Annotated in this window: 28 protein-coding genes and 1 tRNA gene; 24 read left to right on the top strand and 5 right to left on the bottom strand. The window is 47.4% G+C overall.

What is annotated here, in order from left to right:
* Positions 1-141: 141 nt before the first annotated feature.
* From H6780_01460 to cyaB, 3 genes are read left to right on the top strand one after another with little or no spacing between them, the layout of a single operon-like run.
* Positions 142-783 (top strand): nucleoside monophosphate kinase, encoded by a 642-nt coding sequence (locus tag H6780_01460; protein ID USN89073.1) that lies wholly within the window; start codon positions 142-144, stop codon positions 781-783.
* 2 nt (positions 784-785) lie between these two features.
* Positions 786-1,733, top strand: coding sequence for a radical SAM protein (locus H6780_01455; GenBank protein USN89072.1), 948 nt, complete (start codon positions 786-788; stop codon positions 1,731-1,733).
* Between the two features lie 21 nt (positions 1,734-1,754).
* A complete protein-coding gene (gene cyaB, locus H6780_01450) occupies positions 1,755-2,306 on the top strand; it encodes a class IV adenylate cyclase (GenBank protein ID USN89071.1) in 552 nt (183 codons plus the stop codon).
* Positions 2,307-2,377: 71 nt separating this feature from the next.
* On the opposite strand, the gene H6780_01445 is transcribed toward cyaB, so the two are convergent.
* Positions 2,378-2,851: an NUDIX domain-containing protein gene (locus H6780_01445; GenBank protein USN89070.1), complete on the bottom strand. Its 474-nt coding sequence runs from the start codon at positions 2,849-2,851 to the stop codon at positions 2,378-2,380.
* 120 nt (positions 2,852-2,971) lie between these two features.
* Positions 2,972-3,043, bottom strand: a tRNA-His gene (locus tag H6780_01440).
* Between the two features lie 206 nt (positions 3,044-3,249).
* Here H6780_01440 and H6780_01435 point away from each other — a divergent pair.
* The gene (locus tag H6780_01435; protein USN89069.1) at positions 3,250-4,389 is read left to right on the top strand and encodes a YibE/F family protein; all 1,140 of its coding nucleotides are present in this window, start codon (positions 3,250-3,252) and stop codon (positions 4,387-4,389) included.
* A gap of 42 nt (positions 4,390-4,431) precedes the next feature.
* Positions 4,432-4,830 (top strand): large-conductance mechanosensitive channel protein MscL, encoded by a 399-nt coding sequence (gene mscL / locus H6780_01430; GenBank protein USN89068.1) that lies wholly within the window; start codon positions 4,432-4,434, stop codon positions 4,828-4,830.
* Between the two features lie 34 nt (positions 4,831-4,864).
* Here the strand turns inward: mscL and H6780_01425 are convergent, their stop codons facing one another.
* On the bottom strand, positions 4,865-5,155 hold the full coding sequence (locus tag H6780_01425; GenBank protein USN89067.1) for a hypothetical protein: 291 nt from the start codon (positions 5,153-5,155) through the stop codon (positions 4,865-4,867).
* Between the two features lie 476 nt (positions 5,156-5,631).
* On the opposite strand from H6780_01425, the gene H6780_01420 reads away from it, so the two are divergent.
* The 10 genes from H6780_01420 to rplK all read left to right on the top strand — a co-directional run bounded on the left by H6780_01420 (position 5,632) and on the right by rplK (position 14,097).
* Positions 5,632-6,945 carry a ribonucleotide-diphosphate reductase subunit beta gene (locus H6780_01420; GenBank protein USN89066.1) on the top strand — a complete coding sequence of 438 codons (1,314 nt, stop codon included), beginning with the start codon at positions 5,632-5,634 and terminating at the stop codon, positions 6,943-6,945.
* Between the two features lie 37 nt (positions 6,946-6,982).
* Positions 6,983-8,665 (top strand): ribonucleoside-diphosphate reductase subunit alpha, encoded by a 1,683-nt coding sequence (locus H6780_01415; GenBank protein USN89065.1) that lies wholly within the window; start codon positions 6,983-6,985, stop codon positions 8,663-8,665.
* A 104-nt stretch (positions 8,666-8,769) separates the two neighbouring features.
* Positions 8,770-9,315, top strand: a complete 546-nt coding sequence (locus tag H6780_01410) for a hypothetical protein (protein USN89064.1) — start codon at positions 8,770-8,772, stop codon at positions 9,313-9,315.
* Positions 9,316-9,436: 121 nt separating this feature from the next.
* Positions 9,437-9,820, top strand: coding sequence for a pyridoxamine 5'-phosphate oxidase family protein (locus H6780_01405; GenBank protein ID USN89063.1), 384 nt, complete (start codon positions 9,437-9,439; stop codon positions 9,818-9,820).
* Positions 9,821-10,040: 220 nt separating this feature from the next.
* Positions 10,041-10,976 (top strand): matrixin family metalloprotease, encoded by a 936-nt coding sequence (locus H6780_01400; GenBank protein USN89062.1) that lies wholly within the window; start codon positions 10,041-10,043, stop codon positions 10,974-10,976.
* 7 nt (positions 10,977-10,983) lie between these two features.
* Positions 10,984-11,778: an SIMPL domain-containing protein gene (locus H6780_01395; GenBank protein USN89061.1), complete on the top strand. Its 795-nt coding sequence runs from the start codon at positions 10,984-10,986 to the stop codon at positions 11,776-11,778.
* Between the two features lie 276 nt (positions 11,779-12,054).
* Positions 12,055-12,243 (top strand): preprotein translocase subunit SecE, encoded by a 189-nt coding sequence (gene secE / locus H6780_01390; protein USN89060.1) that lies wholly within the window; start codon positions 12,055-12,057, stop codon positions 12,241-12,243.
* 3 nt (positions 12,244-12,246) lie between these two features.
* On the top strand, positions 12,247-12,792 hold the full coding sequence (gene nusG, locus H6780_01385) for a transcription termination/antitermination factor NusG (protein USN89059.1): 546 nt from the start codon (positions 12,247-12,249) through the stop codon (positions 12,790-12,792).
* Positions 12,793-12,902: 110 nt separating this feature from the next.
* Complete coding sequence (locus H6780_01380) at positions 12,903-13,526, top strand: hypothetical protein (protein ID USN89058.1); 624 nt, start codon at positions 12,903-12,905, stop codon at positions 13,524-13,526.
* 145 nt (positions 13,527-13,671) lie between these two features.
* On the top strand, positions 13,672-14,097 hold the full coding sequence (gene rplK, locus H6780_01375) for a 50S ribosomal protein L11 (protein USN89057.1): 426 nt from the start codon (positions 13,672-13,674) through the stop codon (positions 14,095-14,097).
* A gap of 50 nt (positions 14,098-14,147) precedes the next feature.
* Here the strand turns inward: rplK and H6780_01370 are convergent, their stop codons facing one another.
* Both H6780_01370 and H6780_01365 read right to left on the bottom strand, forming a co-directional pair.
* Positions 14,148-14,654 (bottom strand): dihydrofolate reductase, encoded by a 507-nt coding sequence (locus H6780_01370; protein USN89056.1) that lies wholly within the window; start codon positions 14,652-14,654, stop codon positions 14,148-14,150.
* A gap of 59 nt (positions 14,655-14,713) precedes the next feature.
* Positions 14,714-15,541 carry a thymidylate synthase gene (locus H6780_01365; protein ID USN89055.1) on the bottom strand — a complete coding sequence of 276 codons (828 nt, stop codon included), beginning with the start codon at positions 15,539-15,541 and terminating at the stop codon, positions 14,714-14,716.
* 201 nt (positions 15,542-15,742) lie between these two features.
* On the opposite strand from H6780_01365, the gene H6780_01360 reads away from it, so the two are divergent.
* The 9 genes from H6780_01360 to H6780_01320 all read left to right on the top strand — a co-directional run bounded on the left by H6780_01360 (position 15,743) and on the right by H6780_01320 (position 25,460).
* Entirely contained in the window at positions 15,743-16,399 is a 657-nt protein-coding gene (locus H6780_01360; GenBank protein ID USN89054.1) for a thymidylate kinase, read from the top strand.
* A gap of 99 nt (positions 16,400-16,498) precedes the next feature.
* Positions 16,499-16,903 carry a hypothetical protein gene (locus H6780_01355; protein ID USN89053.1) on the top strand — a complete coding sequence of 135 codons (405 nt, stop codon included), beginning with the start codon at positions 16,499-16,501 and terminating at the stop codon, positions 16,901-16,903.
* 48 nt (positions 16,904-16,951) lie between these two features.
* Positions 16,952-17,611 carry a dTMP kinase gene (gene tmk, locus H6780_01350; GenBank protein ID USN89052.1) on the top strand — a complete coding sequence of 220 codons (660 nt, stop codon included), beginning with the start codon at positions 16,952-16,954 and terminating at the stop codon, positions 17,609-17,611.
* Between the two features lie 11 nt (positions 17,612-17,622).
* Entirely contained in the window at positions 17,623-18,018 is a 396-nt protein-coding gene (locus H6780_01345; GenBank protein ID USN89051.1) for a dUTP diphosphatase, read from the top strand.
* Between the two features lie 75 nt (positions 18,019-18,093).
* Positions 18,094-19,359, top strand: coding sequence for a serine hydroxymethyltransferase (locus H6780_01340; protein ID USN89050.1), 1,266 nt, complete (start codon positions 18,094-18,096; stop codon positions 19,357-19,359).
* A gap of 48 nt (positions 19,360-19,407) precedes the next feature.
* Complete coding sequence (locus tag H6780_01335; GenBank protein ID USN89049.1) at positions 19,408-20,499, top strand: DUF2914 domain-containing protein; 1,092 nt, start codon at positions 19,408-19,410, stop codon at positions 20,497-20,499.
* Positions 20,500-20,588: 89 nt separating this feature from the next.
* Positions 20,589-20,768 carry a hypothetical protein gene (locus H6780_01330; protein USN89048.1) on the top strand — a complete coding sequence of 60 codons (180 nt, stop codon included), beginning with the start codon at positions 20,589-20,591 and terminating at the stop codon, positions 20,766-20,768.
* A 282-nt stretch (positions 20,769-21,050) separates the two neighbouring features.
* Entirely contained in the window at positions 21,051-24,731 is a 3,681-nt protein-coding gene (locus tag H6780_01325; GenBank protein ID USN89047.1) for a class I tRNA ligase family protein, read from the top strand.
* A 138-nt stretch (positions 24,732-24,869) separates the two neighbouring features.
* Complete coding sequence (locus H6780_01320) at positions 24,870-25,460, top strand: recombination protein O N-terminal domain-containing protein (GenBank protein ID USN89046.1); 591 nt, start codon at positions 24,870-24,872, stop codon at positions 25,458-25,460.
* The last annotated feature ends 17 nt before the right edge of the window (positions 25,461-25,477 follow it).

The following is a 25,477-nucleotide window of genomic DNA, read 5'->3' as shown; positions in this document are numbered from 1 at the left end:
GGTATATTTGGTTAATGTTGTTTTCAATATAAAACACATTTTTATCAACTAGCAAGAATATCATTGACATAGTATTAAATTTATTACATTCTGTCAGCAGAAATCTAAATACGTTCATCAAATCGCAAGCAGGAGAAATGCATGCAAAATATAATTGGCTTATATGGAGACACTTGTTCGGGTAAAAGTACACTTGGGCAACAACTAAGTGAACACTATACTGCCTGTCAGTATCTATCGTACGGAGATTTGAAAAGAGCTCTTCTTGGCTCTGGCAATAAGGTTGCCGTTGAAATCGCGAGTTACGTAGGGAAGGGCAAGCCTATTCCAGTAGAATTAAGTACTCAAGTGCTTGAGGGTAAACTATGCCAGGGCATTAACCTGGTTTCTGGATATCCCATATCAGAGAATGAGGTTAAGTCTCTGAAAAGTCTTAATTCACGACTTATTGGCATTGTAGAGATCAAGGTATCTCATAATGTTCAGCAAGCTCGTTTCTTCGATAGGGTTGAATGCCCAGTGTGTTATCGAACGGGAAAAAGAGGAGATCTTTGTTCTCAACATCAAATACCAATGGTTACCAGGTCTGACCTGAGCTCGACTGAATTGCGTGCTAGGAACAATCTATATGACCAGAGAATTGTAAATTTTCTACGAAGCACACAGCTTACAAAATTACCGCGAATTGTATGCAACGGAGACAACGAAGCAACTTCTCTTTTCAAAGAAGTTGCTGAGTGGTTGTACACAGAATTCGCTGGTCTTCTCGGGAAAGGAGAATAAGGATGAAAGCATCAATAGTAAAATCATCGGCTGCGTCACTTCGCGTCAAGGTGACTGGTGTCTGCAACCGATCATGTCACTTTTGTAATGAGGAAGGAGACATGAAGGGAATTGGAGGCATGCAAGCAGATGACGATTTCAAATATGCAATGACTATTCTGCAAGAAACCTTCAGTATCTCGAAGATTATGTTCACTGGAGGTGAGCCCACAATCCATCCGCATTTTGGAGAACTAGTTTCTGCAGTTGATGCTGACGAAGTTTCAGTAACTACGAATGGTGTGAGACTTCTTGAGGTGGAGGATTGGAAGAAACTGAGAGACTCTGGCCTATCGAGAGTGATTCTGAGTATTCACGATGCATCACCACAAGATTTTCTTGCTTTGGAAACAAGAAAAAGAGGCATTGGCTGGGCTATGAATTCTCTTGAAAACCAAAGGCAAAATTGTCTGAATGCTGCTCAAGCTGGTCTCAGAACACGTGTAAATGTCGTTCTGCATTCTTCGACAGAGAAAGCTTTGTCAGTCCTTGAAATGCTCACTCCAATCCAAGAGCAAGCAAAGATTGGTGTCAGAATACTAAACGACTTGTCAGCAATAGATCGCAGTAAGGCAGCCATACGATCGCTCTGCCAGGCTCTCGAAGCAGCCCCCGTTTCTTCTTCTTTAAGGAAAGGGAGTTCTAACAAGGTAGATACTTGGGTTTCTTCAGATGGGTTTCAATTCGAAATCAAAGAAGAGTACTCGTACTTTCTGGACGCTATATGTGGCGGATGTCACATGAAACATCAGTGTAGGGAAGGGTTCTACGGTATACGTGTTGAAGTCAGAGGCGGCAAGTACTTCGTTCGTCTCTGTTTGTATAAGAACTCTTCAGACGTGTTGATGCCACTGGAAGATTTTTTAGTCAGTCCAGTTGCAAAAGCATATAAGGAAACTCTAGCGTCTTAACCAAATCGGAAGGAGAAAACGATGACTAACCAGAAAGAAGTTGAGATACGTTATCAGTTGAGAGATGAGGCGGAGATAGTTCAAGTAAGGAATGCGCTAAGTAAGCTTCACTGGGTGCCGTGTGATCCAGTCAGACAAGAGGATTTTTATTTCTGTAATGCAGCGTTGAAAGATGCTGGCAAAACTAAGGAAAGTCCTTTTGTGCTGAGGGTGCGAAGTGGTGGCGACGAAGCGAGGCTTACGTATAAGTCTTTTAATGGCGCAACTGATGGTAGTTGGATTGAGATTGAAAGTTCGATCTCAAATCCAGATGCTATGAAATCGATACTTGCGGCCATTGGCCTAGCTGAATACGTGCGTATTATCAAAACACGTGAATCAGGTCATATCCAAGACGTTGAGTTAAACCTCGATCATATTGAAGGTCTTGGTTCTTTCGTTGAGATGGAGGTGATGACCAATGATGTTGAAAAGGGCCGTCGCCATCTTAGAAGTATTGCTGCATCCTTGGGTATCCCAGATTCCCAGGTCGTTACAGTTGGCTATGTCCAGCTTGTTGAAGACAAGATGTAAATTATCAGGTCATTCGACCATCAAAAGACCCACACAAGTGTGGGTCTTTTTTCTTTTACTGCATGGATGTTCTAGTACATCCCCGTTTCCTTTAGCTCATTCAGACTAATCTCGGAAAACGGTTCATTTTTACCAATACACTCTAGGGCAATCCTAACGTGAGGAGTGGTGTTTTCAGGCATCTTTTCAATTGTGGTCCATAAAAGATGATCGCACTTGTCTGGTTCGCAATTTGTGACTTCTCCTTCCCAAGTCTCAACAATGAAAAAATAATCAACTCGATCACCAGTCTCATCCATCATTGGCCTAAAGGAAGTGTGTGCAAATTTTACATTCTCGGGTTTGATAGTGATACCTATTTCTTCTTTGACTTCACGAATTAGAGCTTCGCTCGGAAGTTCACCCGCATCAATATGACCAGCTGGAACTTGATAATTACCGTCTTGATATCCTGTGTTACATCTGCGAGCAAACAGGATTTCGTTATCTTTTTGCAATACTAAATACGATGCAGTGGTTGCTTTGTTTCTTGGAGCTTTTGTCATAAAAATCACTTTATCATTAAACGGTTAATTTCTGAAGCTATTTATATATGGTTCCATTAAGGATAATAGACACTAGAAAATACCTTCAAAATACGTTGTTAAATATAGCTTCTTAATCTGGGCGGCTACCGGGAATCGAACCCGAACTGCCGGTACCACAAACCGGAGCACTAACCGTTATACTATAGCCGCCATTTGCTAGGCGGGATTTTGCGTCGGGCTGGCGCCCGGCAAAATCCCGCCGTAGTGGCACATTTATACCTATTTTTTTACCAAAAGTCGAGTCTTTGGACGTTAGCTTCTTGGGGTGACTCTGTAGTAAAATGCCTGCATGGATCAAACGTCATTAATTGTGACACTTTTTTTCACTTTCATGCTTGGTGCTGGCATTGGTTTTTATGTGGCGAAGTTACTTATTTAGTGTACTTTTAGGGACGGCACTTCTGGTTCCATGTCTCGGAGAAGCTCAAACATTGCATCAAGAGACCAAGGATCGCTGGTCAGCAGAAGTCTTAGAGGTGGTTGATGAGTACGATCGAGAAATAACCGGAACCACTGCGACTGCGACGGTGCAGATTATTCGGGCAACTCTTACTGAGGGGGAGCGAGCTGGTGAGGTGATACGGTTTGAAAATGAACTAACCACGCTTCAGGCGGGGGACAAGATATTCGTCAATCACATGCAGCTGATTGACGGGGATGAGTATTTTTCATATGCGGATTTTGAGCGACGGCCAGCGTTGTTGTTCCTTAGCGTCTTGTTTGTGGTGTTGCTGCTTATTTTCTCAGGCTGGCAGGGTGTTCGAGCGCTACTTTCCTTGGCAGCGAGCGTGCTTGGTATTTTCTTTTTGTTGGTACCAGCGCTGCTAGCTGGATACGACCCGGCACTCGCAAGTGTGGGTATTGGTGGTGTAATCTTGGCTTTCATTTTGTTCGGTACTCATGGGTTTACCGCGCGTACAATTATTGCCTTTGTTGGGACGTTTAGTGCAGTGATTATTACGTGTGTTATTGCCTGGGCGGTGACGGTCGCTTCTCGCTTTTCAGGTTTCGGATCAGATGCCTCGGTGTATCTTAATTTCGCTACCGACGGCACACTTGACTTGGCCGGATTACTACTAGGGAGCATTATCATTGGTATTTTAGGAGTACTTGATGACGTTTCGATTACACAAGCTTCGGTTGTCGAGCAACTGAAGTACGCTAATCCAACGTTTCATTTCAAAGATTTGTACCAGCGGGCGATTATAGTCGGACGTGATCACATCGGGTCGCTTGTGAATACGCTCGCTCTGGCGTATGTCGGCGTTTCATTACCGCTTATATTGTTGTATGTGCATGCCGACAGCTCACTACTGACCTCACTCAATCAAGAAGTGATTGCTGCTGAGATTGTCCGCATTTTGGTGGGGAGTATCGGCCTAATGCTGGCAGTGCCAGCTACTACAATTGCTGCTGCTTGGTACTTCAGTCGACATAAAATTGACAAAGAGCCAGAAGTGTCGCCTTGCGCACATGGCCATGATCACCACCATTAAAATCAAGCTATAATTAAAGTATTACTTATAAGTAGTTTTTGTATGGTGGCATTCATAAATGAATTTAAGGCCTTTGCCATGAAAGGCAATGTGATTGACTTGGCAGTGGCTGTGGTTATTGGAGCGGCGTTTGGAAAGATTGTTTCATCGTTGGTGGACAATATTATTACGCCACTTATTGGTCTTCTGATGGGTGGAGTTAACTTCTCTGGCATGAGTTACCAGGTGGGTGGAGCAGTGGTCACCTATGGAGCATTTATTCAGTCAGTGGTTGATTTCTTGATTGTGGCGTTGGTTATCTTTATGGTAATTAAGGCTATCAATAAGGCTCAAGATGTGCTTGATGGCGATGAGGCTGAAGAAGCAAAAGAAACAAAGCCAGCTGAGCCGTCAGAAGAAGTTAAGCTTTTACGCGAAATTCGCGATAGTCTGCAGCGTTAAACGAAGTATTAAAAAACTGCCCGTCCGGGCAGTTTTATTTTTTGAACCACAGATCTGGTGATGTGTACCAAACGTTCATAGGCGTGCCTGGCGAACCGGACGGAGCCTCGCTTGAGCCTTCGGGGAAAATCACTCGTTGTCCAGAAAGTACTTTGCAAAATTCTGCCGTGTCAACTCGAGGGCAGTGGCGAAGCTGCGGATCATTCTGGTCGCAAGAATCAAATTTGGGGCTCAAGCCGCAGCAGTGATTCTTGGGGAAGAACACCACCAGTAAGTTTTGCAGGCCATAAAAAGGACAGCCGGTATCGGGAATGTTTCTATGCATAAGGCCCTCGTTTGTTGGTTGAATGGTCTGTCGGTAGAGTAGTACAAAAAGTGGGTAAAACGCAAGTTTCCTCCTCAAGTCGGTGACCAAGGAATAAAAAACTAAACCTGTATATATTGGCAAAAGGTGATTATTGATTCGTACTTTTAAGACAGCGTGAGTTATCCCAAAAGTTATCCACAAGAATGACAGAATACCTTTATTTATCGGTGTGGAGTCTCGAGCACGTCCAGCGCTACGGTGGTACTATTAATACATCACACGAGAGATCGTGTGTCGGAGGTAAGACACACGCTCCGCTCTACTTACATACTAGAGAAGAGCAGACACTGTGAGTATGCACGGTGGTGTGTTTGTCGCGACCTTAGATTGCGCTTAGACCTAATCACTGCGGTCGAAAGACTGCAGATTTCTTCCACTGATTATGTCTGCTCGCAATTGCTGTAGTTACTCAATAAACTTTCTTAACGATTGCTATGGAAATTGAAAATATCCGAAAGCGAGATGGTTCGGTCCAGCCGTTTGATCTCTCAAAGATCACTAGTGCCATTGCAAAAGCATTGGCTGAAACGGGAGAGGGAGACCGTGCTGCTGCTGAAGATGTCGCGGAACTAGCACACCAAAAAGTGGTCGCGATGTGCGTGCAGGCCGGTACTGCAGCGCCCGATCACCCGATGGCGAAGAAGTGTGTTGATGGTAATCCTGCCGTGGAAGAGATTCAGGACTTGGTTGAGCAGGCGCTGATGGAGAAGGATTACTACAATACCGCCAAAGCATATATCATTTATCGTAACGAGCGTAAAAAGCTACGTGAGCGTGATATTTTTGCGAAGCGTCAGAATCTCAAGCCGTACGAATATCCAGAACTTTATGAGTACACCAACGCAATCCGTCACTCATACTGGATTCACACTGAATTCAACTACACCGCTGATGTGCAGGATTTTCATATTAATGTGAGTGAGGCTGAACGGACTGCGATTAAGCACGCCATGCTGGCAATCGCACAGATCGAAGTGGCGGTGAAGACCTTCTGGGGCGACATCTACAAAAAGATGCCCAAGCCAGAGATTGGGGCAGTGGGCGCCACGTTTGCCGAGTCGGAAGTGCGCCACGCTGATGCGTACGCGCATCTCTTGGAGATTCTTGGTCTTAATGACGAGTTTAAGAAGATAAAGGAAATTCCGGTGATTCAGCAGCGCATGGACTACCTGGAGAAGGTGATCGACCTCTCTCGTACCACCGAAAATCGTGAGTACGCTCATGCGGTAATGCTCTTCTCGCTCTTTGTGGAGCACGTGTCACTCTTCTCACAGTTCCTGATTATGATGAGCTTCAACAAGCACAAAAACTTGTTCAAAGGCATCAGTAACGCAGTGGAAGCGACTTCAAAAGAAGAACAAATTCACGGCATGTTCGGTATCGATGTCATTAATGTAATCAAAGACGAGCATCCAGAGTGGTTTGATGAAGACTGTAACAATCTCATCATGAAGGCGTGTGAGGAGGCCTATGAATCCGAAGCAAAAATCGTGGACTGGATTTTTGAAGCAGGGGAGCTGGACTTCTTGCCAGCAGCCAATGTAAAGGAATTTATTAAGCATCGCTTCAACAACTCCCTCGCTTCAATCGGCTTGCCACGCATCTTCGAAGTGAGTGAGGCGTTATTGGCAGAAACTGATTGGTTCGACAACGAAGTGATTGCTACGAAGCATGTCGATTTCTTCCACAAGCGATCAATCAACTACAACAAGCGCTCATCGAGTGTTACAAGTGATGATCTCTTCTAGACGTATTACGAATTAATTCTGAATTATCCTGAATTCTATGGAACCCTGGTACTGGTTGAACGAAAATAGTCGCGCGTTTTTAGCCCGCGGATACTTGGCTCCAGGCCAAACCGCTGAAGATCGAATTGAAGTTATTGCCAAAGCTGCCGAGCAGTATCTCGGTCGCGAAGGCTTTGCCGAGAAGTTTATTGAGTATATGTCGAAGGGGTGGATTTCACTCTCTTCGCCGGTATGGTCAAACTTCGGTATTCCGAAAGGTTTGCCGATTAGTTGCTTTGGATCGTACGTTTCGGACAACATGGGCAGCATTCTCCATACGCATGGTGAGGTAGGAATGATGAGTAAGTATGGTGGTGGTTGTTCTGGGTACTTTGGTGACTTGCGCGCTCGCGGGGCGGAGATTGCCTCAGACAACGGCCATTCATCAGGCTCAGTGCATTTCATGCAGCTCTTTGAGACACTGGTGGATGTGGTCAGTCAGGGGTCGGTTCGTCGCGGACACTTCTCCCCGTATTTGCCAGCGGAACACGCTGATATCATGGAGTTCCTTGATATCGGCACCGAAGGAAATCCAATCCAAAAGCTCACCCATGGTGTAACGGTAGGGGATGAGTGGATGGAAGAGATGATTGGTGGTGATGAGAAGAAGCGCAAGGTTTGGGCGCGCATCATCCAGCGTCGTGGTGAAATGGGGTATCCGTACATCATGTTCTCTGACACTGCCAATAAGAACACCGTAGACGTGTATAAAGACAAGGAGCTAAAAATCTACGCGAGCAATATGTGTAGCGAAATTATGCTCCCGTCACGCGATGACTGGTCATTTGTGTGTTGTTTATCATCAGTGAACCTCCTGCACTATGATGACTGGAAGGATACTGACCTCATCGAAACCATGATTGCGTTTCTGGATACGGTAATTGAAGACTTCAACGTGAAGCTTGAAGCCCTCCGTGATCATGAAGAGCATGAAAAGCAGCTCGCATTCCGCTTTATGGAGCGAGCGTACAACTTCTCAAAGGCCAATAGAGCTCTCGGCTTAGGTGTCCTTGGATACCACTCTCTCCTCCAATCAAAGCAGTTGCCATTTGAAAGTAAGGAAGCGGCAGCGCTCAACACAGAAGTCTTTAAGCTCATGCAAGAGAAAGCCGATGCTGCGACCAAGCAGCTCGCTACCGAGCTTGGTGAACCAGAAGTGCTAAAGGGCTATGGTCGTCGCAACACCACTACGATTGCGATTGCACCAACTACTTCGTCTGCGTTTATTCTTGGGCAGGTATCGCAAGGTATCGAGCCGATTTGGAGCAACTGCTATACCAAAGACGTAGCGAAGATGAAGGTGACCATCAAGAACCCAACGCTTCAGGAATTGCTGGCAGAGAAGGGGGAAGATACTAAGGTGACCTGGGATAGTATTCGCGACAACGACGGCTCAGTGCAGCACCTTAAGTGTCTCACTGACGACGAAAAGGCAGTCTTCCGCACGTTCTCAGAAATCGACCAAGAGGCGATTATCGACCAGGCTGGTGAGCGACAGGCGTTCATCGATCAGGGGCAGTCACTCAATATTATGGTGGCGCCAGATACGCCGGTGAAGGATATTAACGCTCTCTACATCAAGGCGTGGAAGCAAGGTGTAAAGAGTTTGTACTACCAGCACAGTATGAATGCGGCCCAGCAGATGGTGCGCAAGAAGTTGGCGGAACAGGATCAGAAGTAATTAGAATAAAGCCAAAACCTCCCGTCGGGGGAGGTTTTGGCTTTATTTATACAGGAATTCAGGATACTATTATTTAAAATTATAAGACTATACACATCAGTATCATGTCACTAGAATCATTTGGTCAGGGAAAAGGCAGAAACGCAGAACAAGAGTATCGGAGCGGTGCAGAGGGTCAGGGCTATGACCCTTACAACAACAATCCTTACGAGACGCTTGACCGACAGGGAGATGTTGATGGTTCGGAATTGACGCCTGGATATGAAGGATTTCAAGCGGTAAAAAATGAGGCTGAACGAGCAGGTGCTGTGCCAGAGCGCACTGATGCTCCAGAAGGAGCTTTTCCAGAGTTACACATGGGCCTAGACACAGGAGAAGATTCGGAAGCAGTGGACACTGAAGTCTTGAATGTCGCTACTCTAGACGAGGGAGAGGCACTAACGAGCGAGCAGGCTGTGGCGTCGGAAGACGTGTCCGCGGTTGTTGGTCAAACGGCACGGGCAGACGAAATGCGTACAGCATCGCTTAATGCGGAGAGAGAAGCGCGTTTAGCCAGCATGGGAAAAGAGGTTATGAATCCTCATGAGTCAACAACTCCGGCCACTTCAGTGCAGAAAAAAGGTTGGTTGCAACGTTTTTTCGGGGGTTAAACCTGATTATTGTTTCCCAAAGCCGCCGGTTTTGGATGTTTTTGAGTAGTAGCTGACGGTTTTGGTTGGGCGGTAGTGTTATCGAAACAGAATTTTATCAAGTGGTATATAATAGTCGAGTATGACAGCAGACATCGAAAAGAAGATAGCGGAATCGACCGCGTTTGCATTAGCAACTAATGGTCCAGAAGGGGTGAATGTGGTACCGCTTTCGGTGGTGGAAGTGCATGGTGAAGAAATTTGGTTTTTTGACTTTTTTATGGGGAAGACGGCAGTGAATTTGCAACAAAATTCAATGGTGGCATTTACGTGTTGGCAAGGATTCGTTGGTTTGCAAATCAAAGGGCGGGCTGTATATGAGACAGATGGGGAGGCGTTTAAGGCACAGGCGGTAGTTATGAAAGAACGTTTCCCAGATCGAACGTTGCGCGCGGTAATCCGACTAACTCCAGACATGGTATACGATGTGGCTCCGGGAGCTACGGGAGAGAATATTTTGATGTAGGTGTTCTAACGGAGGGCAAGCCCCGTCCCATACCTGTTGAAATCTTTTTAAACGTGAGCCGTGTTATGCGGTATAATCTTTGTACGTAAGAGCACTGCTCTTGCAAACATGTTTCTATTTTAAATTCAAACGGCGCCTATCAGGGACTACGTATCGCGACTACGCAGTCCCCGCTGGGCGCCGTTTGTGTTGTCTGAATTCTTATGATTAGCTTATAGTGATGAAAGACATATTACTTATTGTGCTGCTTCTGACACTTGTTAGTGTTGGTGCATATTGGTACCAGTCGACGGCAGCTATTTGTCCAGCGCCGCTTGCGTATCGGATTGGCGAAGTTGACACATCGTTTGGAATCACTCGTGAAAAAGCCCTCGAGTACGCGTTGGAGGCTGAGACAAAGTGGGAGCAGGCGATTGGCCGTGATTTATTTACGTATAACGAAACGGCAGATTTTCCCATACATTTCATCTACGATGAACGTCAAGAATTGGCCGATACTGAAGCATCAGAACGTGCGGTATTGGACGCACAGCGTGAAGAGAGCGAGTCAGTCATTTTAACGGTTGAGAAACTACAGGCAGAACACCATAAGCTGTCGCAATCGTATGATGCTAAGCTGGCGGATTATGAGGCGCGTCTAGAGGCCTATAATACTGAGGTTAATCGCTACAATGACCGTGGCGGGGCACCTGCAGATGTGTATGAAGGGCTAGAGTCTGAACGAGTTGAATTGCGTGATGATGCTGACGAGTTAGCCAAAACAGCGGCGCAGCTTAATGATCTGGCCGCAAATATCAATAAGCTTGGGAAGCGTGGCAATGATTTGGTTGCAGATTACAACACGCAAGTGACTGCATACAATGAAGAATATGGTTTTTCCAGAGAGTTCACACAGGGTGATTATCAGGGAGACAGTATACATATATACAAATTCTCGAATGAAAATGAATTGGTTAAAGTATTAATGCATGAGTTTGGGCACGCGCTCGGTATTGATCATGTTGCTGGAGAATCTTCCGTCATGTACTATTTACTGGAGAATCCTGAAGTGGTTCCAAAGCTCAGCGAAGAAGATTTGGCAGCATTTGAGTTGGTTTGCGGATATGAAGAAACTACTTCGCAGCGAATCCGTCGGATTATTAGGGAGTTATTATAATAATTATATGTCAGAAAGTATGTTTAATTCACCACAAATGCGCCTTTTAGCCGGCCTTTTGATGCTTATGGGAATCATTGCACTTGGCTCATATGCACGACTTAATTTTGAACAAGCGAAGTTTGCCAATCCAATGCCGGCCACCATTTCAGTGTCTGGTGAGGGAGAGGTGTTGGCGGTGCCCGACATTGGCCGTTTTTCATTTTCAGTTACCGCTGAAGCAATGACTGCGGCAGAAGCGCAGGCTGCGATGGGTGAGAAGGTAAACGCAATTTTAAGCTATTTGCGTGAACAAGGAATTGAAGACAAAGATATAAAAGTAGAGAATTATAATTTGTATCCAAAGTGGCGGTATGAAGAGCGGGTGTGTGCGTTTGGTGTGTCATATTGTCCGCCAGGTGAGCGCGTGCAGGACGGCTTTGAAGTGACTGAATCGGTGGCGGTGAAAGTGCGTGATACTGCCAAAGCTCCAGAAGTGATTGGTGGTGTTGGTGAACGGGGGGCAACTAACATCAGCAATCTTGATTTTACCGTCGATGATACCAACGCTCTTAAAGCCGAGGCTCGGGCGAAGGCCATCGCTGACGCTAACGAGAAGGCGGGAGTGCTTGCAAAGCAGTTGGGAGTGCGTGTGGTGCGCTTAGCTTCGTACTATGAAGAAAATAGCTACTACGAACCGTACGCAAAAACTATGTCCTACGATATGATGGCAGAAGAGGCGATGGGTATGGGAGGTGCAGAGCTGCCTGTTGGCGAGGATAGCACGACGGTGCGAGTGAACGTGACCTTTGAAGTACAGTAAATAATTAGCTGCGGTGCCGCAAGGCCGGCGAGTCCAAAGGACTCGCCGGCCTTGCGTTTTTTAAGAAGGAGCGTATGATTGTGAGCAATAGAGCCCCGAGAGGGGTTTTTAAGTGAGAAAAGGAGCGCGAAGCGCGACTATTTCGAACTTATGCCGGCGCTTCGCTACGATTCAGCCCCATCCTAAGGCTGAATCTAGCGGCAGCGAGCGGCAGTGAAAGCGTTGGGTATCCATCACTTTCTCTATTACCTTATTTCCCACTTTTAAATCTTCACAATGAATTCACTCGTAAAATATTTTCGTGATACGGCTGCTGAATTGCAGCAGGTACACTGGCCAACCCAGCATCAAGCGATGATGTACACCGTTTTGGTGGTGGTTATTTCTATAGTAGTAGCCCTCTTTACTGGCGCGTTTGATCACGTGTTTTCACTAGTGATTGAACGAGTGGTTAACCGTTTCTAAGTCATGGCAAAACAGCACAGCAGTGGTGAACGGCATTGGTACGCCATTCACACATATTCTGGATACGAAAACGCAGTAACGCGTAATCTCAAGCAGCGTATTGATTCGCTCAATATGAATGACAAGATCTTCAACGTGGTGGTACCAACTGAAAAGAAGATTCGGGTTAAAGGTGGTAAGCGAGTGACTGAAGAAGAGCGCATCTATCCTGGATACGTGCTCGTGGAAATGATTGTGGATGACGAGTCGTGGTTTGTGGTGCGTAATACACCGCGGGTGACTGGGTTCGTTGGGAGTGGCACGCAGCCAGTACCGCTTTCGGAGGCTGAATACAACGCACTCATGAAGCGTATGAGTAGTGAGACCGTGAAGCATAAAGTGGACTTAAGCGCGGGTGACCTAGTCAGTATCGTGGACGGCCCATTCAAAGACCTTGAAGGCAAGGTGGGTGAGGTGGATGAGGAAAGTGGAAAGGTGAAGGTGATGGTGTCTATGTTTGGGCGCGAAACACCAGTCGAGCTTGATTTTCTCCAGGTTAAGCGAGTGTAATGTACACACACAAAAGGCCGGCGCATAGCGCCGGCCTTTTGTGTGTGTACCCCATTGACCAAAGAGCTGCTTCACGGCATTATGCTGCTGGACTTTCAAGGAGCATTTCAGTGAACTACGAATATATACCTGGTCTGGTATTTTGCGCGGGCTACGTGCTCTACGTGTTTGAACTTTCCAAAAAAGGAGACGATGGTCCGGCGCCTGCGATTCTCGCTTTCAGTATTTGGCTGGTAGTCGACTTACTGCAAGTGGTGAGTGCGGTGGAGCTTGGAGTATCAGCGATGATTCCAGGTGCTGCTGCGATCGGAAGTGCGGCCCTGTTGATCGCTGCATTCATGCGTGGTCGCTATACAGTGTCGACTGATCGGTGGAGTCAATCGTCGCTTGCGCTAGCGATTGGAACCATGATTGTGTGGGGTGGAGCACTCGTGTTTTATGATGGTGACTCTAGGACGCTCGCGTTGTTGGTGCTGGTGTGTAGTTTGATAGCCGGATTACTGCCGGTTGTGCCATTGTGGCAAGCGCTGGTAGCTAATCCTCGTACACAAGGCACGCTGCCTTGGTTTCCATGGCTTCTCGGTACTGTGCTTGAAGTGTGGCTACTTCAATACAGGGCTGGAGTGTTGCCGCAAGAGTATCTTTTGCCGTGGGCTTATTTCCTCATGACGTTCTTTAGTGCATTGCTTCGTTTTGTTCCAGTGCAGCAATATATCTCTAAAAAACCTGCTTAACAGCTAGATTGTTGGGCAAAAGCCGCTCATGCAGAGCGGCTTTTAACTTGCAAAACCAGTATTTCTCTTGTACGATACGCGAGCTTCTAGTGGGGGTAGTAACTATGGACTATTACTCGTACGCAACAGTTTTAAATAAAACAACATGGCAAAGAAACTTCTTAAGCAAGTAAAAGTTCAAGCTGTGGGTGGTAAGGCTACCCCAGCTCCACCGCTTGGTCCGGTACTCGGTCAGGCTGGTATTAACATTGGTGAATTCGTTAATCAGTTCAACGAACAGACTCGTGAACGTATGGGTGACGTTGTGCCTTGTGTTATCAATGTTTACGACGATCGTAGCTTTGATTTCATCGTAAAGGTATCACCAATGTCACGTCTGATTCTCAAGAAAATCGGCAAGGACAAGGGTTCTAGTAAGAACACGGTGTCACAAGCTGGTACCATCACTAAAGCGCAGGTGCGCGAGGTGGCAGAGGAAAAGATGCCAGATCTCAACGCTGCTTCAATCGAAGCGGCAATGAAGACGGTAGAAGGCACTTGTTACTCAATGGGTATTAAAGTGGTTGACTAACAGTCAGCAAAAGAAAAAGGCCGGCGCGTAGCGCCGGCCTTTTTCTTTGTTTACTCCCGTACGTAATCAACCCATTGAAACGTGACGCCTTCATGAGTTTGCGGCTCATAAATCGCTGTTTCAATAAACTCATCGAGAAACGAAGGGAAGAACGTGTCGGCTTCGGGCTCATTGTCAAACCAAGTCACATGTAGTTTGCTCACAAGCGGAATTGCTTGACGATAGAGCTCAGCGCCGCCGCCGATGTGAATTTCAGCTGGTTGCTCCTCATTTGCAATAGTAATTGCTTCTTCGAGGGAGTGAGCGATCTTAGCGGTGTTGTATCGATACGTTTCGTCGCGAGTAACGACGATATTGGTGCGGCCTGGTAGTGGCTTGCCAAGAATCGCCAGAATCGACTCAAAGGTCTTCCGTCCCATAATGATTGGGTGTCCTAGGGTAAGTTCTTTGAAGCGCTGGAGATCTGCTGGTACGTGCCAAAGCAGGCTATTATTCATCCCAATAGCTTGATGCTGGCGACTCATGGCAGTGACTATAACAATAGGTGGTTGAGGCATAGTAGGTTCCTTGCAGTGTCTTTCAGAAAGAAACCGCAGAGTAAATCTGCGGTTTCGTATTAAACCGCCATCTCAGCTCTGATGGTTTCATCGTGCTGGTAATCTTCCAGTTTGATGTCATCCATGGTGAAGTCGTAGATGCTTTTTACCTCAGGATTCAGCCAGAGCTTTGGTAGCGGGTGTGGGTTGCGCTTGAGCTGCTCTTCCACCGCGTCGAAATGGTTGTGGTAGATGTGCGCATCCACCAAAGTGAGAACACATTCGTGTGGAGTGAGATCGGTGACTTGTGCAACCATGGCTAAGAGTAGGGAGTATGATGCAATATTGAATGGTACGCCGAGGAACATGTCGCAGCTACGCTGGGTCATGTGGAGCGAAAGTTTGCCGTTGGCAACGAAAAACTGATAGGTCATGTGGCATGGCGGGAGTGCCATCTGGTCGAGCTCGCCTGGATTCCAAGCAGTGACAATCAGACGTCGGTCGTTTGGGTCTTTTTTGATTTTTTCAATCACTTCCGTGAGTTGGTCAATTTCCGTCCCGTCAGGCTTTTGCCAGTGTCGCCACTGTACGCCGTAGACACGGCCGAGGTCGCCAGGGAATTTTGCTTTTGGCTTCCAGTAATCAGCCTCAGCGTTGGCAGTCCAAATGGTGTTGTTTGTGCCGTTGAGTTCTTTGAGGCGGTTCTCATCACCCGTCCCTTCAATAAACCACAAGAGCTCACTTTTCACAGCTTTGAAGGCCAGTTTTTTGGTGGTCACTGCTGGGAAGCCGTCCTCCAGATTGAAGCGCATCTGCTCGGCCATCAATTTTCTGGTCATGCCATTGCGACCCTCGACATCAGTGCCGTGCTCGTAGATGTGTCGTAGTGTATCGAGGTATTGTTTCATATTCCTGCTCCTTTAGGTGTAATCAGACCATTGTAACAATCATTTCGCATGTAAGGAACGAAACTGTGTCAAACATAACAAAAGCAATCTGGTTACTGTTATTGACGAGTTGCTATAAGTGTTTCGTTTTTACTATTTTGAAAAATAAAGCATGTGATTTTGCAGGTTGTTAATTCGGTGTGATATAAAGATGATATCAGTATGTTTTTCGTAATCGATGGTAGTGACGGTTCGGGTAAGGCGACACAGGTAGCACTCTTGAAAGAGCGTTTGTTGCAAGAAGGAAGAAAGGTGGAAACGATTGATTTTCCTAAGTACAGTAGCAATACGTTTGGCGCACTCATTCGAGAGTGTCTGGATGGCAAGCGGGGCGACTTCATGCAGATTGATCCGCGAATCGCCTCGGCGCTCTATGCGGCTGACCGCTTTGAATCATCAGGGCAAATCCGTGAATGGCTTGAAGGTGGCACGGTGGTTATTGCGGATAGGTATGTGAGCGCGAATATGCTGCATCAAGGGGCAAAGCTTACTGATGAAACTGAGCGTGCTGATTTTCTAAACTGGATTGATGAGGTGGAGCATGGAGTGTTTGGGATTCCGCGACCAGATCTCATTATGTACCTAGAGGTGCCATTTGCGGTCCGTAAGGGGTTATTGGCAGGAGACGGTTCGCGCAAAGCGCTTGATTTGGCAGAGCTCGACGAAGCGCATCAAACGGCGACTGAAACTGCGGCACAGTCACTGGTGGCTGGCCTCAATAACTGGCAGAAAATTGCCTGCACTGTCGAAGGGGTGTTGCGGGCGCGGGAGGATATTCATGAGGAGATTTATCGGACAGTGCGTCAAGTGTTGTTGTAAGGGTAAAGTAAGGCCGGAATGAGCGAAGCTCATTCCGGCCTTTTGCGTTTCTGTCCCAGCTCGCTACAATAGGAATTATTTATCTCAGAATTTTTGCCTATGAGTATGTTTCAGAAGATTGTTGATTGGAATAATGAGCGTGGACTCTTAGAGCGTGGATTTCATTTCAAAAATGAGGTGTCATTCATTGCAGAAGAGTTGCTAGAAAGCACTGGTAAGTACGATAGTGTGAGCGGCCGCGAAGAGGCACTTCGTTTAGCGAATGAAATTGTGGGCGAGATTGAGCCAGAGGCTGAAAAGGTGGTCGATGCCATGGCGGATATTATCGTGTTTGCAACGGGAGCAATCGCGAAGCTGGGGTATGACCCAGCCAAAGTGATGGATGAGGTGTACAAAGAGATTAATTCACGTACCGGACAGTTGGTGGATGGCAAGTTTGTGAAGAATCCTGACGCGATTTTGTATCAGGCTGATTTACAAAGCTGTCGATATTCAACTGATTAAGTAAAGCGTCCGGGTTGTGGTACCATGAGGCCATAAATTCAGATAGATATGTCAGGAAAACTAATCGTTATTGAAGGAGCAGACGGGGCTGGAAAGGCAACGCAAGTGAGGCTTTTGGCCGAACGACTGCGTGGAGAAGGGGTTGCCGTAGAGACCTTAGAATTCCCACGTTATGAAGACAGTTTTTTTGGATCGTATATTAGAGAATGGATTGATGAGGTTCACGGAAATTTTCTTGAGCTTGATCCGCGCTTAGCCGCGATTCTTTTTGCCGGCGATCGCTTTGAGACAAAAGATTTGATTGCCGGCTGGCTTGCGGAAGGGAAGCATGTCATTCTTGATCGCTATGTAACTGCCAACATGCTCCACCAAGGAGCAAAAATTTCAGATGTTGAGAAGCGTGGCGCATTTCTGCTGTGGTTGCAGCGCCTGGAGTACGATGTATTCAAGGTGCCACGGCCAGATATGGTGGTGTATTTAGATATGCCAGCAGAAATGCGCCACGCTTTGCTCACGACAGACGAAAGCAAGCCAAATCTCGGTCATACGGAAACCGACGAATATTACCAAGCGTCGCTGCAGAAATGCGCTGCTAGTATTGCTGCGTTAGAAAAGTGGAAAATCGTCTCTTGCCTTATGGATGACAAGCTTCGCAGTAAGGACAATATCAATACCGAGCTATACGGACTTATTCGACCGTTGTTGTAAAATTAAATAGTATGGAAATTCTTATCAAACGACTACACGAAGAAGCGAAGTTGCCAGCCTATGAAAGTGAAGCTGGCCCAGGCATTGACCTCTACGCACTACATGAGGTGACCATTACTCCAGGGCAACGAGTAACGATACCGACAGGAGTGGCGATGGCGATGCCGGTTGGGTATGTTGGGCTTATTTGGGGAGAGAATGCAATGGTGACAAAAGATACCATCAAAGTAACGCACAGTTTTGTTGATTCGGGCTATCGCGATGAAATTGAAGTGGAATTACTTAATACGAGTAGTGAGCCGCGCACCTTTGTTGCTGGTGAGAGAATTGCACAGCTTTTGGTACAACATATACACCACGCTCATTTAATTCAGGCCGAGGATTTAGGTGGGGTTGAAACGGTCTAGTTTAGGTTAGTGTCATTGCATATGGTGTAGGTGTTTATAGTGAAAGTCGACTTTAATCATTCAGTATTTTTTTCTATGCAGTACACACATATTGAGGCACAAGATAAGGAAGTGTTTGGTGCGCTCACGGGTGAAGAAGAACGTGAGCGGCTGGGAGTGGAGCTTATTCCGAGCGAAAACTATGTTTCACAAGCAGTCCGCGAAGCAGCTGGTTCGGTCTTTACCAATAAGTACGCTGAAGGGTATCCGGGCAAGCGCTACTATGGTGGTCAGCAGTTTACTGACGTGGTGGAGACGCTCGCTATTGAGCGTGCCAAACAGCTTTTTAAGGCTCGCTTTGCGAATGTCCAGCCGCTCGGGGGTGCGGCTGCCAATATGGCGATGTACTTTGCGCTCATGGAGCCGGGTGACACGGTGTTGGGAATGGACCTTTCGCACGGTGGTCATCTCACACACGGTCATCCAACCACTAGTATTAATAAAGTCTTCAACTTCGTTCGCTACAAAATGAAGGACGTCGAGACGGGTGAGATCGACTATGATGAGCTTAGGGCAGTCGCGCTAGAACATAAGCCAAAGATTATTTTGGCTGGTTTCTCAGCCTACAGTCGTGAGCTCGATTATGCGAAGTTTGTCGCCATTGCCAGGGAGGTGGGAGCGTACACGGTGGCAGATGTGGCACACATTGCTGGACTGATTGCCGGTGGTGCACTGAAGAATCCATTCGATTATGGTTTTGATGTGATGACCACTACGACACACAAAACCCTTCGTGGCCCACGAGGCGGTATGATTTTAGTGCGTGAAAGTGAAGAGCTCGCCAAGCGAATCAATAGGACAGTCTTCCCAGGAGTGCAGGGTGGTCCGCACATGCATATTATTGCGGCAAAGGCGGTGGCATTTGGTGAGGCGCTCAAGCCGAGTTTTAAGATATATGCTGTACAAGTACTGAAGAACGCCAAAGCGATGGAAGCGGTATTTAAAGACGCGGGTGTGCGCTTGCTGGGCGGCGGCACTGACAATCACTTGCTCTTAGCTGATGTCTATGGTTCGCTTGGTATCACTGGTGCTGAGGCGGAAGCAGTGCTGGATGAGGTAGGTATTACGCTTAACAAAAACATGATTGCCGATGAAACACGCAGTGCGCTTGATCCGTCGGGAATTCGCTTTGGTACGCCGGCAATGACCTCGCGTGGCATGAAGGAAGGGGAGGCCACAAAGCTTGCTGAACTCATGATGGCAGCCCTCAAGGCAAAAGATGACGTGGAGGAAAAAGCACGCATCAAGCACGAAGTAGAGACGCTTTGCAAAGCGTTTCCGGTGCCTGAGGTGTATGTATAAGAAAAGCGCCCGCTTCGCGGGCGCTTTTCTTTTGGTATGATACCCAGTATGGCAGACTTTGTGCGCAAAACGGAGTATTTTTTGAAACATCACTGGTTGACGATCGCGTTTGTGATGGGATTTATGACTGATCTGATTCTGTTGAATCAGATCGATAATTTGTTCGATAATCTCATCCTGCTTTTTTATGTTTGCTTGGCCACTATTTCGATGTTGCTGCTGTATGTGGGCGTATCAGAAAAGGGGCCGCGTTTCCTGGTGCGCTTTTTTAATTGGTCAAGTCCGATGATAATGCAGTACGCGTTTGGCGGACTGCTGTCAGGAATGTTGATTTTTTACGGCCGTAGCGGTGATTGGTTTTCGAGCGCTCCATTTTTACTCCTGATTGTCTTCGTTATTTTCGGCAATGAAATGATTGGAAAGCGATCAGATAAATTGATCTATCACATTACATTGTATTTTATAGGTTTGTTTTCTTATGTGGTTATGGTCTTGCCGGTCTTAACCGGCAAGATGGGAGATGGCATGTTTGTGCTCAGTGGTCTTATTGCACTTATGTTGGTGATTTTTGTGGTGCAGCTTCTGTATCGTATTGTGCCGCACTTCATGGCGCTGAATACCAAACGGGTGATTCTTTCGATTGGGAGTGTGTATGTCTTATTCAACATTTTCTACTTCACGAGCATTATTCCGCCCATTCCGCTTTCCCTCACCACGCTTGATGTAGTGCAGTCGGTAGATACGATGATGGCAGCAGACGGAGGTAAGTCATATCGCGTCACCTATGAGCTGCAGCCGTGGTACCGTAAGATACCGTTTGTTGATGATGTACTGCATCCGGCACACAGTTCAATCGCGTGCTTCGCTCGCGTGTATGCACCAACGAAACTCTCGACCACAATTTACCATCGCTGGGAATACAAGGATGTAAATGGTGATTGGGCACAGTATGGTGATCGTATCGGGTATGCCATTGCGGGGAGTAATCAGGCTGGATATGGAGGATACACACGTATTGCTAATTTCACTTCGGGCATTTGGCGCTGTAGTGTTGAGACTGAGCGCGGGCAAGTACTCGGGCGGCGTGAGGTGAAGGTTGTCGTTGGTGCACCTAAAGAGCTTGAAACGCGGATCGAGTAACGCACTACAGAAACTTGTGTTTTTTAGATAACGGGGGTACGCTTTACAAAGCATTGGTTTATATTGTTACGAGAAAGAGGAGGAGCGCCATGTTTGCCCCGACATTCTGGTTTCAAGTCTGGTTCTTCCCGTTCGCTTGGTACGGTGTTGCTTCTGAGGAGGAATCACTTCCGCCGGGGGTGGTTGATCTCCGACACCGGAAGGCAGAAGTGACTCATTTTGAGTGGCACGCCGAGCGAGCCTCGGTACGTCAGCTTAAGGTGGCGTGAATGGACACACCTACGAAAAGGCCGCCCTTCGGGCGGCCTTTCTACATGCTTGTGCAGAAACATCGGACAAGTTATGCTAAAAACAGAAACTCACGGGTTGTCCACTGAGTATGCAAGGAGAAAAGAGATGGAAGGAGATGCCAGTCTTGATCCCTCGTGGATTGTTCTTGCCTGATTCCAATCACTGCAGCTGCTACCCAGCAGCTGCTTTTTCTGTTAGGATGCCAAAACACGTCTGATACACGTGGTTTATATGTCTGATATACATAACCAAACAATTTTATGTCTAACAAAAACAACGATACTGTTGAGGTAGTTGAAGTGGAGAAGTCTGAAGTGGCACTCCGCGAAGAATCGATGCTCGAATTTTGGCAGGAGCACGATATTTTTAATAAAAGTTTGACGGCGCCAGCCGGCGGGGCGCCGAAAGGTGACTACGTATTTTATGACGGTCCGCCGTTTGCGACGGGTATGCCGCACTACGGCCACATCTTGGCTGGCACCATTAAGGATGCGGTGCCACGCTTTTGGACCATGCAGGGCTACCGTGTGCGGCGACAGTGGGGCTGGGATTGTCACGGCTTGCCGGTTGAAAACCTCATCGAAAAGAAGCTTGGTCTGGCGACCAAGCGTGACATCGAAACCTACGGGGTGAAGAATTTTAATGAAGAAGCGCGCGAGTCGGTGATGGAGTACGCCGATGATTGGCGGAAGATTGTGCCGCGCATGGGTCGCTTTGTGGACATGGAAAACGACTACAAGACTATGGATAGCACCTACACCGAAAGTGTGTGGTGGGTATTTAAATCACTCCATGATAAGGGCTTGGTGTTTGAAGGGTTTAAGAGTATGCATCTCTGTCCACGCTGTGGCACGACGCTCTCAAACTTCGAGGTAAACCTTGGATACAAAGACATCAAGGATATTTCAGTCTTTGTGGAATTTCCTCTGGTAGATGAAGAAAATACATCACTTATCGCGTGGACAACGACCCCGTGGACACTGCCAGGGAATATGGCGCTCGCGGTCAATCAGGAGATTGAGTATGTGAAAGTGAAAAATGTACACTTAAACAGAACTTCTGAAACTTGGGTTAAGTCAGAATCTGATGATGTTGATGAGTCTTCTGTTGTTTCTCCAGGTGCTTACATTTTAAGTAAAGAAATTTTCTGGAAGAATCTAAACAGCGGAAGAAGTGTGATGTCAGCCTTAGATCAGCTTTTTGACAGGGAAGAGTTAGAAAAAAATATTACAAACTCTGCTGGTGATTGGGGGGTATTTGCTGATTTTTATCCAAATCAAATTGAAGTACTTAAGGGCTCTGAATTGCTCGGAAAAAAGTATGAACCGCCATTCCCATGGCTGCGCGAGCAAGTAGCAGAAGCCGGCGAACACGCCTGGACGGTGCTCCATGCTGACTTTGTGGAAGTCGGTGAGGAAGGAACTGGCATCGTACATATCGCGCCAGCCTATGGTGAAGATGACATGAAGCTGGGGCAGGCGCATGGTATTCCAGTAAAGCATCATGTGACTGAGTCGGGGCATTTCGAAGACTTCGTGACGGATTTTGCTGGGCAGCTCGTGAAGCCAAAAGATGAAGGTGACATTACGCATATGGATGCTGACATCGAGGTAATTCGCGCGCTGGCTGCTCGTGGTCGGTTGTTTGCGAAGGAGAAGATTTCGCACAGCTATCCGCACTGTTGGCGCTGTGACACACCGCTGCTTAATTACGCGACGACGTCGTGGTTTGTGGACGTGCCACAAATCAAAGACCAACTTTTGGCGGCCAATAATACTGTTGGTTGGGTGCCAGGACACGTGGGAGAAAATCGCTTTGGTAAGTGGCTCGAAGGTGCTCGTGATTGGGCGGTTAGCCGGCAGCGCTATTGGGGTGCACCGCTGCCAATTTGGCGTAATACCGCCAATGGACAAGTTAAGATTTTCGGCAGTTTGGCTGAATTACAAAAACATGTTCCAGATTACGGAAATCAATTCTTTATTACTCGTCATGCGGAGTCTGCCCTTAATACCAAAGGGGTCCTTAATCGTGAGAGCGGGGTAGAAAATGGCATCACGGAAACTGGCAAGGAGCAGGTGAAGGCTTTGGCGGCTGAGCTCCGCGAAACCGGCATTGATTATATCTATTACTCACCACTCCAGCGCACCAAAGAAACGGCCGAGGCAGTCGCGGCCGAACTTGGGCTTTCTTCGGATATGCTCATTGCTGATGATCGACTTCTTGAAATGTCGTTTGGTGAATTTGAAGGGAAGCAGGTAGATGAGTACCACGCATTTTATGAGACTGGTATGGACCGGCTTACGAAGCGTCCGGAGGGTGGTGAGAATTGGAATGATGTACGAACGCGTACTGGTGCATTCCTCTACGAAGTAAATGCAAAGCTGGAAGGGAAGAAGGTGCTCGTTGTCTCACACAACGGCACGATGCAGATGCTCCAGGCAGTCGCTAAGGGCGACAGTGCGGAGGTGGCAGCCAAGCATATCGAAGATAATTCATATGACCTCGCGAATGCGGAGCTTCGCGCACTGCCGTTTACACCAATGCCGCACAACGACTTCTATGAGCTCGACTTCCATCGGCCATACATCGACGATATTGAGCTCTTTGATAATGGCGTGAAGATAGAGCGTATTCCAGATGTGTTTGATTGTTGGTTTGAAAGTGGTTCGATGCCATACGCACAGTTTCACTACCCGTTTGCGTGCCAGGACACCTTTGAGACTGAAAATTTCCCAGCGCAGTTTATTGCTGAAGGACTCGACCAAACCCGTGGCTGGTTCTATTCGCTCATTGTGCTTGGCACAGCACTCTTTGGTAAATCGCCGTATGAGAATGTGATTGTGAACGGGCTGGTGCTCGCCGAAGATGGCAAGAAGATGTCGAAGTCGCTGCAGAATTATCCTGACCCAATGGAGCTGGCTGATCGAGTAGGGATTGATGCGATGCGCTTCTACTTGCTCTCATCACCAGTAGTGCGCGGAGAAGACTTGAGCTTCTCAGAAAAAGAAGTGCTCGAATTGCAGCGCAAGAATATCGGTCGGCTGCATAACGTGCTCACGATGTACCAAATGTTTGCTGCAGCGCCGGCGGCCAATGATTCGACCCACGTGCTCGACCGCTGGGTGCTTGCGCGACTCAATCAGCTCATTGCTGAATCGACCGAAGGATATAAAAAGTATGAGCTTGATAAGGCAGTGCGCCCACTGACAGACTTTATTGATGATCTGTCGGTGTGGTATTTGCGTCGCTCACGAGAGCGTCTTAAAGGCGACGATGCAGCTGATAGAGACCGAGCGCTCGCTACCCTCCGCTACACGCTCCGGACGCTCGCGCTCGTAATGGCGCCAGTCATGCCGTTTTACGCTGAGTATCTCTGGCAGGCGGTGAAAGAAGACGATGATGCTGAAAGCGTGCACCTCGGCGCGTGGCCAGAGGGAGGGGAGGTTGATGAGGAAATTATTCTAAAAATGAGAGAGACTAGAGAGTTAATTACGATGGCACTAGAAGATCGGTCAAAGACTAATATTAAAGTGCGGCAACCATTGAATGAGTTGCGTGTTAGAGATTTGAATGGTGGTTTATATGAGCCATTTCAATCTCTTGTGAGAGATGAGGTTAACGTAAAGATGGTTAGTCATGATTCAAACATTGAAAATGCAGTAATGATTGATGCAAATCTTACTCCAGCACTCATTGCTGAAGGGGCGGTGCGTGAACTGATGCGGGCTATTCAGGGGCGGCGCAAGACCGAAGGTCTTGCGCCGAGCGATGCAGTCACGCTCACGATTGCCACGAATGAAGCTGGTCAACAGGCAATCGAACTGCATCGTGAACTGCTCACTAAGACTGTGGGCGCAAGCAAGCTCGTCTTCGCTGAGACAGAAGGAGAAAGTGTGCAGGCGGACGACTACGAGTTTGTCTTTGCGATTTTGAAGGTGTAATCATCATCAGTCTCTTGTATTCAGTGGCAGTTTCGGCAGGCCTCGCGGAGCAGCGGTTCTGTCCAGATGTGCAACATCTTGACAGGTTCGCGTCGCGAGCGGAGAGCTTGACTCGTGCCTGCAGAAACTGACAATGAGATGCAATACTTTATGGCCTACGAAACCTACACAACCGAAGCATTAGTCTGTGGCACGAGAGACCGGAATACTGCCGACCGGTCTTTTTTGCTGTTTACCCGTGAGGCCGGTATGCTTTTTGCTGATGCGCGCAGTGTGCGCGAGGAGCGCTCGCGCCAACGCTATGCACTGCAGGATTTTACCTACCTTCGTGTGTCATTGGTAAAGGGGAAGGCAGGTTGGCGGATTGGGAGTATTGAGCCGCTTAGAAATTTCTATCATGAAGCGGATAGTAAAGAAGCGCGCGGGAGCGTAGTGAGTTTGGTGCGGCTGTTGCGACGGTTTGTGCATGGCGAGGAGGCGCAGCCGCAGTTTTTTGATGAAGTAATAACCTCACTTGAATCACTGCTCGGCAAGCTGTCTAAGCGGACGTTTGTAGAGCAGGTGGTGCAGGTGCGGCTTTTGGGACAGTTGGGGTACGTAGACATGACGTACATACCAGAATCGCTCCGAGCTGCATCGGTGATTGAGATTCCAGACTTATACGCAAAATCATTTGAAACTGGTATTGCCAAACTCTATGCCCATGCGGTGAAGGCGAGTCATCTCTAGGGCGGTGGTATACTTAA

The sequence above is a fragment of the Candidatus Nomurabacteria bacterium genome, assembly GCA_023898565.1.
Taxonomy (GTDB): domain Bacteria; phylum Patescibacteriota; class Minisyncoccia; order Phycocordibacterales; family UBA918; genus OLB19.
The sequence above is the reverse complement of the archived record's forward strand: the minus strand, read 5'-3'. Positions and strand labels throughout refer to the sequence as shown.